The organism is Pseudooceanicola algae (assembly GCF_003590145.2).
Lineage (GTDB): Bacteria > Pseudomonadota > Alphaproteobacteria > Rhodobacterales > Rhodobacteraceae > Pseudooceanicola > Pseudooceanicola algae.
Window position 1 is genome coordinate 205,168 of the sequence record NZ_CP060436.1, and the last position, 12,333, is coordinate 217,500.

Below are 12,333 nucleotides of genomic sequence, written 5' to 3' on the forward strand. Positions count from 1 at the left end.
CTACGCCCTGGGCCGCTGCGACAGGATCGCGGCGGCAGCGGTCGCGCCCGATGTGATCGCGCTTTCCAGGGTGCAGGGCAAACCATTGTCGACCTGCGCCCCGGCCACCATGAGGTTGCGCAGCAGGGATCGCGTTGCGGGCCTTTGGCGCAAGGACTGCGGTGATTGATCGAAGGTCGCCGCGCGCATGCGGACTAACCGGCTGGCAAGGGGGCGGGCCATCGGGAAACCAGCGGCATGGGCGACTTCGGACCAGAGCCGTTCCAGACTCGCGTCGGAGGACAACCCGTCCAGTGGCGATGTCTCGGCGGCGGAAATGGTGACCGACAGCACGTCGTCGCGCCGAAACACCCAATGCCCGGCCCCGCCGAGCAGCCCGAGCAGCGGCGGAATCGCCTGTGCAAGCTCCGGGGCTACGCGGAAATGCGCGTTCAGAATCGTGAGGCCGGCACCGGGGGCGGGAACGCCGGGCAGCAAGGCCGCCTGCGCATCGGGCGGCACGGCTAGCACGACCTGATCACGGGGAGCCAGAGCGATCCGCGTGCCATCGGAAAAGGTGAGCGCGCTGGCCTGATTATCGGTCTGTTCGATGGCGGCAAGCTGTTGGCGCATGTTGAACGTCGCCCCAAGGTCTTTCAGCCGTGCCACGGCGGGATCGACCAGCGCCGGCCCCAGACCAAGCGGGGCGAAGACCGGACGACAGGCGCGCGTGCCGCGCAGGAAGGTCAGCGCAAGGGTATGGCGCATCAATCGGGCCGAGGCGGCCTCGGGCGGGGCATTCAGCACACCGAGGCACAGTGGCTGCCAAAGGGCCCGCCACAGCGGCCCCCGACGGCGGATGGTTTCGGCCAGCGTGCTGTCCGATCCGGCAAAGACGAGGCGCACCATATCCGGCAGATCCTTCAGGGCCGTGCCGGGCGGGCGGCTGCCGCGGGAAAGTGCCCCGAGCGGTCCGCGCGGCAGGCGCAGGGTCCAGCGCGTGTCACCGACCCGATCGAAGAAGGCGAATTCCGGCGCGCCGATCTGCAAGCGGTCCGTCGCGCCGATGCGCGCCGCATGATCCAGCACCGCGCTATTGCCAGACAGGATCAGGTGGCTGCCAGTGTCGACCAGCCGGTCAAGGCGGCTGTCATGGTAGCTGCGACACAACCCACCTGCATGGGCCGTCGCCTCGTGCAGAATGACGCGGAACCGATGGTCCTCGGCCAGATGAAGCGCGGCGGACAGCCCGGCCATACCCGCCCCGATGACATGGACTACGGGCTTTGCCGCTACCTGTGTCCCGGGCATCCTCAGCGTCCAGGACGAATGGCGAAGGCCAGCCCGTCGGTCAGCTTGCGCCAGCCGGCACGGCGCGGGGGCTGGCGGGACCAGTCGGTCTCCATCCGGGACAACAGCGCCACATAGGGGCCGGCCATCATCAGTGCGGGAAAGATCGCGCGGCGCGGGTGGTTGGGGATCTCGGCGCGGGCCCGGAGCAGGCTGTCGCGGGCCATGACGCCCAGAAGGCGCCGGGCCTCGGGCAGGGCAGGGTGGCCGGGCACCGCCTTTGGATCGGCAGGGAGGCCCGTCGTGGCCAGCACCGTCCGGGGAATATAAAGACGCCCCATCGCGGCATCCTCGGACACGTCGCGGATGATGTTGATCAGCTGCATGGCGCGGGCCAGCGACAGGGCAAACTCTTCGCTTTGCTCACCGCGCCAACCGCCGAAGATCCGCATGGCGAGGATCCCCACGGCCCCGGCGACACAGCGGATGTAATGGTCCAGCTCGGGGGCGCTCGGGGCGATGATGGGGGTGGCGTCCAACTGCATGCCCTCGACGATCCGCGCCAGCTCTGCCTGCGGCAGGTCATGAGTGCGCGCGGCAAGGGCCAGTTCCGCCCCGATCGGGGTCTGGGCGCGGCCGTCATAGGCGCGGGCCAGTTCCTGCCGCCAATCCTGCAGCCCTTGTTTCCGGGCTTCGGGCGGGGCATCGCCATCGGCGATATCATCGACCACCCGGCTGAAGGCATAGACTGCGTAAATCGCGCGCCGCCGGGGCACGGGCAGCAACCGCATCCCCATTTCAAAGGAAGACCCGGAGGCGCTGACCAGGCGGCGCGTCTCGGCGGCGGTCTCGTCATCGGCGATCCGGGGGGGCGCGACGGTGTAGGTCATCGGCTGGGGACTAGCGCGCCGGGACGCAGGCAGCGGGCGCTTCCGACAAGAGCGGCGCGCAGAAAGGCGAACGGGGAGGGGGCGACACGTCGGGCCAGCGGATCGTCGTGTCGCAAGCGGCGCGACAGGTCACGCGCCAGCCAGAGGATGCTGGCCGCTTCGCCCGCCAGACCCCGCGCGGCGATCCGCCGGGGCAGGGGGGCGGCCTTGGCCAGCAGGTCGTCGCAAAGGTCCAGCAACCCATCGACAACCTGGCGTAAAGCGGGGGTCAGCTTGTCGGCGGTCAGGTCCCTGGGGTTCACGCCCGCCGCGCGCAACCGGTTTCCAGGCAGGTAGACCCGCCCCAGCCGCACCTTGTCCTCCGTGATATCCTGGAGGTGATTGAGGATCTGCAAGGCGCTGCAAAGCGCATCCGAAGGCGCGGTGCAGTCAGGCCCTTCGCCATGAAGATCCAGCAGGAAACGGCCCACGGGCACGGCGGAGTATTGGCAATAGTCCAGCAGGTCGGCGTCGCTTGCATAGATGCGCCCACGGGCATCCTGGCGGAAGGCGGTCAGCAGGGCCTCGGGGTGGGTCAGAAGAGCGGGGTCCCGATGGCTGAGGGCTTCGCGCAAGGCCTGCGCCGCGGCGACAAGCGACCCGGTGGGCCTGTCGGTCAGCGTGCCGCGCAGGGCACCCGCGCCAGCCTCCAGCCACGCCATGCGTTCGGCTGGGCTGCGCGCGGGATCGTCGGCCATATCGTCGGCCGTGCGCGCAAAGGTGTAGAAGGTCATCACGTCGCCGCGCAGATCCCGGCGGATCAGGCGCGAGGCGACGGGGAAATTCTCGGACTGCATCGCGAGGGCCCCATGTGTCATTCCCCCCTCTCCTCCGTGGATTCCCGGGCCCGGCGGGCTGCGGGGCAATGCCTGTGGCGACACCGCCGGGGCCGAGAATGTCACAGAGCCGACCCGGCGCACAAGGGCCTATCGGGTGCCGGGCACGGGTCCTTCGGTGGCTCGCCTTCAGGCCGGGGTCTGCGGATTGAGCGGGGGCAGCGGGCTGCGCGCGCGCCGTCTTGTCCCTTGGCTGCGGGCGGCTGTCAGGGCCTGTTGCAGCGCGGTCCAGGCGGCATCGTCGGATCCGGTTTCGCCCGAACCGGCTTTGTAGCGGGCCGCGCCAAGCGCCAGCAGGCCCTGGTGCAGCGCGGGAAGGTCGCGGGGGTCCGGCGTCCGGGGGGCTTCGGCGATGACCCGATCCGCCCAGAGGTCCAGCGCCGGGCGCAGGGCGGCATGATCGCGGTCCCTGGTGATGCGCTGCAACGCCTTCCAGGCCTGATCGGCAGAGCAGCGCGCGCGCGCCTGTCGGTCTTGGATGCGGGCCCGCAGGTCGGGCAGAAGTCGGCGCAGGACAAGCACAAGCAGCACGATCACCACCAGCGCGCCCGCCGCAAGTTGCAGGATCAGGCGCCAGTTGCGCGGCTCGGTCCGGGCGGCGGCGGGGCCGGAGACATGCAGATCCAGTGCTTCGACCGAGGCGGTCTTCACCGTCTTGTCGTCGATATCGTACCAATCCAGCGAAATCGCGGGCAGGGAGCCACCGCCACCCCCTTCGGCGACGTAGGTCACCGCTTCGCTGCGGCTGCCGTTCAGGGTGCCCCGGTCATCGGTTTCCTCAAGACGGGGCGTGTCGGGATAGGCCGAGAGGCCGGGCAGGTCCTGCACCGAGATCAGTTGGGGCAGGAACATCGGCGAGACGCCCTTCACCGTCGCGGTCACCCGGCGGATAGTGCTGTCCCCGGCGGACATGTCGCCCGGCGTGCCTTCGACCTCTTGAGCCAGGGTCAGGTCGGCAGCGGCGATGAAAGGATCAAGGCCCTCGGCTCCCTCGGGAACCATACCGGTGAAAGCGATCGGGTCGGTGGTCAGGCTGGTTGTTTCCGTGGTGCCGCTGTCGGGGTTCTGCCAGGTCACGACGACTTCTTGCGGGGGCAGCGAGAACTCTCCCGGCACCATGGGCGACAGGCGGAAATGCCGCGTTACCCCGGACCAGGTCTCGCCTTCGATCCGCTGCGAGGTCGGGCCGGTGGCGCCTTCGGGCAGGCGGACCAGCAGGTTGGGGGTTTCCAGGCTGGGCCAGACCGGCGGCCTTGGCATGTAGGTCGGCACCAGCACCGTCAGGCGCAGGCTGAGCGGCTGGCCGGGAATCGCCTCGGTCTCCGGAAAGTCGATTTGCAGGACGGGGGCTGACGGCGTTGCGCTGCCTTCTGCCGCCTCCTGCGCGGCAAGGGACAGGGGCAGTGCCAGCAGGCTGAGCAGCAGAAGTGCGCGGGGGCGGGGAAGGACAGGTCGCAGATCGGGTGTCATTCGTTGTCCTCCGCTGCGGGGGCTTCGGAAGTCGCGGCATCCACGGGGGCTGTCGCGGGCGCGGCCTCCGGGGCGGCGGCCTCGGTCAGGAACCGCAGACGCAGGAAATCCCCGGTGCTGGTGTCGACCATGTTCATCCATTGATCCGTGGTCAGCAGCGCCGCGCCTTCGCCGTCCCCGGAGGGCCGCTGGGTTTCCTCGCCCATGCCGGATTCGTTGTCATAGACCTCTTCATCCGCGCCGATGCCGTTCTCCTCGCCCGTGTCCGATTGCGCCTGAGCGGATTCGACATAGGCCACGATGGCCTTGGCGGTGGCGATGTTGTCGGCGACGCCGGGATAGTCGGGGTCGCGCTGCTGCGCGGTTTCAAAGGCGCGGACGCCGTCGCGGTAACTGCGCGACCGGATATGCGCCATGCCCTGGATCGAGGCAGCCTGCGCGGTTTCCACCCGGTCCAGCACTTCGGCGGCGGCTTCGTACTGGCCATCGCGGAACAGCGCATATCCGCGCCAGAGCGGATCGACGAACAGTTCGGCGGCGCGGTCGTAATCGTGGTGGTCAAAGGCGATCTGGCCCTGTTGGTCCGGGGTCAGGAACCAATCGGCGATCCCGTCGGCCCGCGCGCCCTGCGTCGGAACCAGCAGGGCCAGGCCCGCCAGGGCGATCCAGCGCATCGTCCAGCCGCGCCGGAACCACAGCAGCAGGATCAGCGCGGCAGGCCAGGCCAGCCAGGCGGCGCGGTCTTCCCAGGGCTGGTCCACGTCGTCGAGCTGGGCACGCCGGTAGGCGGCGTTCAGCAGGCTGTCGAGCCGTCGGATGTCGGTCGCATCCGGGGTCACGCCGACCACGGCCGCCGTCAGCCCGTCAAGCCCGCGATCGTTGCTGCCCGCGGGGCGCATCGACAGCACGGCCAGCGGCGCGGTGCTGGCGTTCAGCGCGGCCACATCCGCCGGGTCGATGGAATCGGTGACGAACAGGATGCCGCCTGGGGCGTCTTCGCTTGCCAGAAGCGCCTCGGCCAGGGACAGGGCCTCGGCGGCCAGCGCGCCTTCGCGGGGCATGACCTCGGGCGACAGGCCTTCGAGGTAGGGCGCCATGATCTCGGCGTCTTCGGTCATCGGCAGGACCACGTGTGCGGTGCCGGAATAGGCGACCAGCGCGGTGCGCGCGCCGGCCCGCAGATCGAGGAAATCGCGGATCTTCTGCTTGCCACGCTCCAGTCGGGTGGGGGCGATGTCGTCGGTTTCCATGCTGACGGTCACGGCCAGGACGACGACTGCCGGGGCGGATTGCGCCGCGAAGGGGTCGGGTTGGCGCGACCAGGTCGGCCCGGCAGCCCCGAGGGCGCATAGGATCAGGATCGCCGCCACCGTGTCGATCGGGGTGATCGTCTGACGCCGCCCCTGGCCGACAATCAGCGCGTCGCGCAGATGTGGTGCGATTCCTTCGCCCGGACGGCGCCCGGCCCGCGCGCCGCGCCGCACCTGCCAGCACAGCAGCAACGCCAGCGGGATCACCAGCAGCCAGAGCGGGCGCAGGAAGTGGAACGCCTGCAGGTAGAGTGCGATTTCCATCACGAAGTCTCCGCGCCCGGTCCGGCGTCTCGGGCCGGGCTTGACCGCGTCGTCGCGCGTCGCCGATAGCGCCCGCGGCCCATCAGGGCGAGAATGGCCCCGAGGCCGATCAGCGCGGCGAGCGCCATCGGCAGCCAGGCCAGCGATTGGCGGGGCCGGAAGGACAGGGTTTCGGTTTCGCGCGGGGCGAGAGCGTCGATCCGGTCGTAGACCGCCGTCAGGGCAGCGGAATCCTCGGCAAAGAAATACGTGCCGCCGGTGCGATCCGCGATGTCTTGCAAGGTGGCCAGATCGACGCGATTTTCGCCCGTGGTTTCCGGGTCGCCGACGCCGATGGTAAAGATCTCGACCCCTGCGCCGGCAGCGATCTCGGCGGCGTTGATCGGGCTCATGCGGCTGGCGGTGTCAGAGCCGTCGGAGAGCAGGATCAGCAGGCGCTGGTCGATGTCGCTGGATTCGAATGTGCGAATGGACAGGCCGATGGCGTCGCCAATCGCGGTGTGCGGCCCGGCCATGCCAACCTCGGTCCGGTCAAGCAGGGCGGTGACCGTATCAAGGTCGTCGGTCAGCGGCGTCTGAAGATAGGCGGCGGTCCCGAAGACGATCAGCGCCATGCGGTCGCCGTCGCGCCCGGCCACGAAGTCGCGCAGCACCGCCCGCACCCCGTCGAGCCGCTGGATCGCAGGCCCGTCGGGCGTCGCGAAATCCCTGGCGTCCATGGAACCGGAGATGTCGATTGCCAGAACGATATCGCGGGCGGCGGTCTCGATGGTGATCGGCGCGCCGACCCGTTCGGGACGCGCCAGCGCGAGCACCAGCAGCACCCAGCACAGGCCCGCCGTCAGGGTCGCAATCATGGGGCGCGACAGGACGACCGCCCCGCTGCGCGGCTCGGCCCCCGCAGCTTCGGCCATGCGGCGGAAGAATGGGAAGCGCAACGCGTCTTCCTGTTTGCGATGCGGTGGGGCCAGCCACCAGACCAGCAGGGGTAGCGGCAGGAGCACCAACAGCCAGGGCGCGGCGAGCGAGATCATGCGCGGCCCCCTGAGCGCGCCGAGGTCGCGCGACGCAGGGAAGGACGGATCCGCGCCAGGCGGCGCCTTTTGTCGGCGGCAGGCGGGCGGTGGCTACGCAGCCAGTGGCCTGCGGCGGCGATCAGGGCCGGTGAGGGCGCGGCGGTTTCATCGCGGTAGGGCGCGCGGGTCAACTCGGTCGCTTCGGCCTCGGGAAAGGTTGCCTTGCCGCTGTCGGTCAGGAAGGCGGTCCAGGCGGGGCCGGTCAGCCCGGCGACCTGCGCACGGGGATAGGCAGCAAGTGCTGCGCGGCGCAGGATAACGGCGACCTCGGCGGTGGTGGCGGCGTTTTGCAATTGGAAGAGCGCGGCGCGGCGATAGGCATTGGCGCGGCGATGCGCCAGCCAGCGCCAAAGTGCCCCGCACAACACCAGCGCCAGAAGCCCGGCAAGCACGACCCAGCCCCAGGTCTGGGGTGTCATGGTCACGGGATCCGGCGGCGGGGGCTGGATCAACTGGTTGATCAGGTCGATCAGGTTGTCTGGTGCCGCGCCGCCGGTTTGAGGGATCTCTTCGTTCATCGCGGGCCAAGCCCCAGCAGGCGGCGCATTTGCGGCAGGGTTTCCTGCCCCGCAGAAAGCGGCAGCAGCGCCATGCCGTAACGGCGTTGCCAGTCCAGTACTTCGGCCAGGCGGCCTTCGGCCATCTGCGACAGGCCGCGGCGGGCCTCGGGGGCGTCGGTGTCGATTTCGGCCTGAAGCTCTCCGTCCGTCACGATCAGGCGCAGGCCCCTCGGCAGATCCCCGGCGCTGGGGTCGGTGACCGGCACCAGGATCAGGTCGTTGTGGCGCGCCAGCCCGGCAACGACCGCTTCGGTCTCCGCGTCGATGCCGTCGAAATCGCTGAGCACGACGATCAGGTGATTGCGCCGGGCAATACGGGCCACGGCGCGGAGCACGCGGGTCAGCCCGATGGGCGCGACATTGGGGGCCTCGGCGTGCAGCAGGCCATTGGCATCCGACAGCGCAGTCAGAAAGCGATTCAGCGCAGGCCGGCTGCGTTGCGGACGGATCTCGGCCAGCAGCGCGTCGCCGAAGACGATGCCGCCCACCCGGTCACCCTGATCGAGGATGCGGAAGGCGGTCATCGCGGCGGCTTCGGCGGCGGTGGCGGATTTCATGTTGCGCTCGGTGCCGAAGAACATGCTCATCCGCTGGTCGACGACAATCAGGGCGGGGCGGTCGCGTTCCTCGGTCATCACGCGGACATGGGGGGTGCCGGTGCGGGCCGTGACCTTCCAGTCGATGGCGCGGATGTCGTCGCCGGGCAGGTAGTCGCGCAGTTCCTCGAAGTTCAGGCCGCGCCCGCGCAGGCGCGAGGCATGGCGCCCGTTCAGCACCGATTGCGCGGGTTGCCGCGGCAGGAAGCTGAGCCCTCGCGCCGGCCCTTCGAGGCTGCGCAGATAAGCGAGGTCGGTGTGGATGCGTGGATCGTCCGACACCTGCCGGGGTTTCGGCAGCGTTCCGGTCCGGATCCGTGCGGCGCGGTCTCGCATCTGGTGGCTCCTCAGGGCAGGGCGACCTGGCGCAGGATTTCGGCCACTACGGCATCGGGCGTCACGCCTTCGCCCTGCGCCTCGTAGGTCAGGCCAAGCCGGTGGCGCAGCACGTCGGGGGCCACGGCGCGGATGTCTTCGGGGTCGACGTAATCGCGCGCCGCAAGCCAGGCATGGGTGCGCGCGCATTTGTCGAGCCCGAGCGAGGCGCGCGGGCTGGCGCCGACCTCGATCCAGCGTTTCAGGTCATCGCCGAACTGTTCGGGCACGCGGGTCGCGTTCACCAGATCGGCCATGTAGCGTTCCATCTCTGGCGAGACATGCAGCGCGGCGATCTCGCGGCGGGCGGCAAAGACGGCCGCCTGCGGGATCGGGGCAGGGGGCGCGGCCCTGGGTGCGTCGGCCGCGGCCTGTGCCGCGATCTCCTCGGCGCGGACAAGGCGGATGACCTCGACCTCATCCTCGACCGGCGGGTAGGTGATGTTCACATGCATCAGGAACCGGTCCATCTGCGCCTCGGGCAGGGGATAGGTACCTTCCTGTTCGATGGGGTTCTGGGTCGCCATCACCATGAACAGCGGCTCCATCTTGTGGGTGGTGCCGGCGACGGTGACCTGGCGTTCCTCCATCGCTTCCAGAAGGGCGGCCTGCACCTTGGCCGGGGCGCGGTTGATTTCATCGGCGAGCACGAGATTGGCAAAGATCGGACCGGCCTCGAAGCGGAATTCGCCGCCCGTATCACCCTGGAAATAGACCTCGGTTCCGGTGACGTCCGAGGGCAGCAGGTCAGGCGTGAACTGGATCCGCGAAAAGTCGCATTCCATGTTGCGGGCCAGGGCCTTGATGGCGCGGGTCTTGGCAAGGCCCGGCAGGCCTTCGACCAGCAGATTGCCATTGGCCAGCAGGCCGATCAGCAGCCGGTCGATCACCGCGCGCTGGCCGATGATCGCATCGCCCATGCGGTCGCGAAGCTGTTCGATCCGCCCGCGGGCATCGCCATCGGCGGGCTGGGAAAACTCGGTGCTGTCCATGGTGGCATCCCCCATCAAGGGCCCCTTCTGTGATCCGATTAGGATGGGGCAGGTCTGGCCGTCTGTCGGGCCCGTTTTGCGTGCGGTCGCCAAAGTGGTCGTGCGGCGGCGGCAGCAGGCAAAAGGGGCAGGGGTTGAAAAAACCGCGGGGATGTTGCCACCCCCGCGGTTCAGATTGTCACGACCTTACTGAACCATACCGCTCAGGGTCTGTTCCAGCTGGCTCTGGATCTGGTCGACCGAGAAGCTCGCCGCTTTCTGCGAAGGCTCGTATTCCTTGAAGGTATCAAAGAACTTGGCGACTTCGACCTGCGCCGGCGTCAGCAGGAAGACGTGGTCCATCAGCCAGTCGTAGTAGGTGTTCGACGTCACGTCAGCCCGTTCGTAGGGGTCGGACCGCAGATCGAACAGCTTGGGGACGCGCAGCGGAATGAAGGGTTCCGCCCAGATTTCCAGCGTGCCGTTGACGCGCTGTTCCTGGAAGACGATCTTCCAGTTTTCGTAGCGCATGGCGACGATGGCACCGTCATCGTTGAAGTAGAAGAACTCGCTCCGGGCGGTGTCTTCGACTTCGCCGGTCAGGTAGGGCAGCTGGTTGTAGCCATCCAGGTGAACCTTGTATTCGGCACCGTCGATGGTGGTGCCTTCCAGCAGGCGGTCCTTGATGTCCGTGTCACCAGCAGCGGCCAGCAGGGTCGGGAACCAGTCGAGACCGGAGAACATGCCGTTGGCAACCGAACCGGGTTCGATGTGACCGGGCCAGCGGATCATGGCGGGCACGCGGAAGGCGCCTTCCCAGTTGGTGTTCTTCTCGGAACGGAACGGCGTGGTGCCGGCATCGGGCCAGGAGTTCTGGTGCGGACCGTTGTCGGTGGAATACATCACGATGGTATTGTCCGCGATGCCCATGTCCTCGACCGCGTCGAGGATCGAACCGACGACGTTGTCATGCTCGATCATGCCGTCGGCATATTCGGTCAGGGCCGTCAGGCCGGGTTCGCTGCGGTGCTCGTCGCGCACGTGGGTGCGGAAGTGCATGCGGGTGGCGTTCATCCAGGTGAAGAACGGCGTGCCGGAATCGACGGCGCGCTGCATGAAGTCGATGGCGGCGGCCGAAGTTTCGTCGTCGATCGTTTCCATGCGCTTCTTGGTCAGCGGGCCGGTATCTTCGATCTCGCCGTCGGCATAGGAATGGATCACGCCGCGGGGGCCGAAGTTCTCACGGAACTCGGGGTCCTGCGGGTAGTTGAAGTTTTCGGGCTCTTCCTCGGCGTTGAGGTGGTAGAGGTTACCGAAGAATTCATCGAACCCGTGGTTGGTGGGCAGGAATTCATCCTTGTCGCCGAGGTGGTTCTTGCCGAACTGACCGGTGGTATAGCCGAGGTCCTTCAGAGCGGAGGCGATGGTGACATCATCCGCCTGCAGACCGACATCGGCGCCGGGCAGGCCGACTTTCGACAGGCCGGTGCGCAGCGTGGACTGGCCGGTGATGAAGGTGGACCGACCGGCCGTGCAGCTTTGCTCGGCATAATAGTCGGTGAACATGACGCCTTCTTCGGCAATCCGGTTGATGTTAGGAGTTTCGTAACCCATCAGACCGAAGCTGTAAGCGGAAATGTTGGTCTGGCCGATGTCGTCGCCCCAGATCACCAGGATGTTTGGCTTGTCGGTCGCGGGGGCTTCCGCGTCCTGTGCCATGGCGCCGGACGCCAAAAACAGGGTGCCGCATGTTGCGAGCGACACCATTATATGCGGTTTCATTGTAATCTCCTACCTTGCCATAGTCTCAATCGGCTGCTCGGGTGCAGCTCATGGCAAACCGCGTCGCAAGACGGGCGCACCGTTCCATACACCGTCACATTGCACCTCGGTCGCGGGCGCCATTCACATGGCGTCGCTTGCCCAAGGCGAGAGTGGCGGCTTCTGCCGACAACCACTGCCTGTCAACCTCTCTCAACGAGATGCAACCTACAAGGGTTTTTATGTGTCTTGGTGGCATTTTTGGACTTGAGATCAACCCTGCCTTGCGTCTGTGGATTGCCCTCCTTGCGGACCGTCTGTGCGCCAAACCTGCACATTGAGGCAGCAGTGCAGGGCCCGTCTCGTCAAGGACGACCGCTTCGGGTGCCATTTCGGCTTTGCAGGAAAAGCGCGACGACGCGCCCTGAACTGTGGCCTCTGTCGAGAGTACCTCAGGTGAGCCGGATCGGGTGGCTGTATAGGTATATAGTAAGAGGCGCATTCCTGCTGTGGATGCCACCGGGGCCTACCGGCCTGCTAGGCTTGGAACGTTCCGGTCCAGATCTGCTTTCCCTTTCACGAAGATTGGGGGGGCGAGCAGGGCAGGGGGCATATTCGGGGGGCTTCCCACGGCGAGTCATCCGCCCTGCAAACATGCCCCAGGGGAAAGCATATGACCCCGGATGGAATCCCGAAATCTTTGCCTCGAACCACCCGCCGAGTCGCGTGGTTTTCGGTGGGCCAGGCGCGATTCACGGGGGGATTCAGGAAAACTCTTTCCCTCAAGCGTATGTTTTTATTGAGGTTTTTGTCTTTATGCGGAAATTGTGACGTTTTCCTGATTTTTCTGCTTGCGGGTTTGGTTCACTGGCACTAGAACCCCCTTCACCGGCGGCGCTGAGGCGCTACGGGGCGC

At 67.5% G+C, this 12,333-nt stretch carries 10 protein-coding genes; all 10 read right to left on the reverse strand.

What is annotated here, in order from left to right; all coding sequences use genetic code 11:
- Window positions 1–1,290, reverse strand: coding sequence for a hydroxysqualene dehydroxylase HpnE (gene hpnE / locus PSAL_RS00960; protein ID WP_119838662.1), 1,290 nt, complete (start codon window positions 1,288–1,290; stop codon window positions 1–3).
- Between the two features lie 2 nt (window positions 1,291–1,292).
- Window positions 1,293–2,159, reverse strand: a complete 867-nt coding sequence (locus PSAL_RS00965; protein ID WP_119838663.1) for a squalene/phytoene synthase family protein — start codon at window positions 2,157–2,159, stop codon at window positions 1,293–1,295.
- Window positions 2,156–3,016, reverse strand: coding sequence for a squalene/phytoene synthase family protein (locus PSAL_RS00970; RefSeq protein WP_119838664.1), 861 nt, complete (start codon window positions 3,014–3,016; stop codon window positions 2,156–2,158). Before PSAL_RS00970 ends, PSAL_RS00965 begins: the two co-directional genes overlap by 4 nt.
- A 147-nt stretch (window positions 3,017–3,163) precedes the next feature.
- Window positions 3,164–4,504 (reverse strand): BatD family protein, encoded by a 1,341-nt coding sequence (locus tag PSAL_RS00975; RefSeq protein ID WP_119838665.1) that lies wholly within the window; start codon window positions 4,502–4,504, stop codon window positions 3,164–3,166.
- Window positions 4,501–6,078, reverse strand: a complete 1,578-nt coding sequence (locus PSAL_RS00980; protein ID WP_231388573.1) for a VWA domain-containing protein — start codon at window positions 6,076–6,078, stop codon at window positions 4,501–4,503. Before PSAL_RS00980 ends, PSAL_RS00975 begins: the two co-directional genes overlap by 4 nt.
- Window positions 6,078–7,112: a VWA domain-containing protein gene (locus PSAL_RS00985; RefSeq protein WP_119838667.1), complete on the reverse strand. Its 1,035-nt coding sequence runs from the start codon at window positions 7,110–7,112 to the stop codon at window positions 6,078–6,080. The genes PSAL_RS00980 and PSAL_RS00985 overlap by 1 nt, the downstream gene beginning before the upstream one ends.
- Window positions 7,109–7,672, reverse strand: a complete 564-nt coding sequence (locus PSAL_RS00990; protein WP_119838668.1) for a DUF4381 domain-containing protein — start codon at window positions 7,670–7,672, stop codon at window positions 7,109–7,111. Before PSAL_RS00990 ends, PSAL_RS00985 begins: the two co-directional genes overlap by 4 nt.
- The gene (locus tag PSAL_RS00995; RefSeq protein ID WP_119838669.1) at window positions 7,669–8,646 is read right to left on the reverse strand and encodes a DUF58 domain-containing protein; all 978 of its coding nucleotides are present in this window, start codon (window positions 8,644–8,646) and stop codon (window positions 7,669–7,671) included. The genes PSAL_RS00990 and PSAL_RS00995 overlap by 4 nt, the downstream gene beginning before the upstream one ends.
- 11 nt (window positions 8,647–8,657) lie before the next feature.
- On the reverse strand, window positions 8,658–9,692 hold the full coding sequence (locus PSAL_RS01000; protein WP_456239194.1) for an AAA family ATPase: 1,035 nt from the start codon (window positions 9,690–9,692) through the stop codon (window positions 8,658–8,660).
- A gap of 171 nt (window positions 9,693–9,863) precedes the next feature.
- Window positions 9,864–11,438, reverse strand: a complete 1,575-nt coding sequence (locus PSAL_RS01005; RefSeq protein WP_196941887.1) for an arylsulfatase — start codon at window positions 11,436–11,438, stop codon at window positions 9,864–9,866.
- Window positions 11,439–12,333: the final 895 nt, after the last annotated feature.

Bases quoted from the DNA above. Each gene is read 5' to 3' on its own strand.
- PSAL_RS00995 (WP_119838669.1), bottom strand. From the start codon at position 8,646: ATGCGAGACCGCGCCGCACGGATCCGGACCGGAACGCTGCCGAAACCC.
- PSAL_RS00965 (WP_119838663.1), bottom strand. From the start codon at position 2,159: ATGACCTACACCGTCGCGCCCCCCCGGATCGCCGATGACGAGACCGCC.
- PSAL_RS00970 (WP_119838664.1), bottom strand. From the start codon at position 3,016: ATGACACATGGGGCCCTCGCGATGCAGTCCGAGAATTTCCCCGTCGCC.
- hpnE (WP_119838662.1), bottom strand. From the start codon at position 1,290: ATGCCCGGGACACAGGTAGCGGCAAAGCCCGTAGTCCATGTCATCGGG.
- PSAL_RS00975 (WP_119838665.1), bottom strand. From the start codon at position 4,504: ATGACACCCGATCTGCGACCTGTCCTTCCCCGCCCCCGCGCACTTCTG.
- PSAL_RS00980 (WP_231388573.1), bottom strand. From the start codon at position 6,078: ATGGAAATCGCACTCTACCTGCAGGCGTTCCACTTCCTGCGCCCGCTC.
- PSAL_RS00990 (WP_119838668.1), bottom strand. From the start codon at position 7,672: ATGAACGAAGAGATCCCTCAAACCGGCGGCGCGGCACCAGACAACCTG.
- PSAL_RS01005 (WP_196941887.1), bottom strand. From the start codon at position 11,438: ATGAAACCGCATATAATGGTGTCGCTCGCAACATGCGGCACCCTGTTT.
- PSAL_RS01000 (WP_456239194.1), bottom strand. From the start codon at position 9,692: ATGGGGGATGCCACCATGGACAGCACCGAGTTTTCCCAGCCCGCCGAT.
- PSAL_RS00985 (WP_119838667.1), bottom strand. From the start codon at position 7,112: ATGATCTCGCTCGCCGCGCCCTGGCTGTTGGTGCTCCTGCCGCTACCC.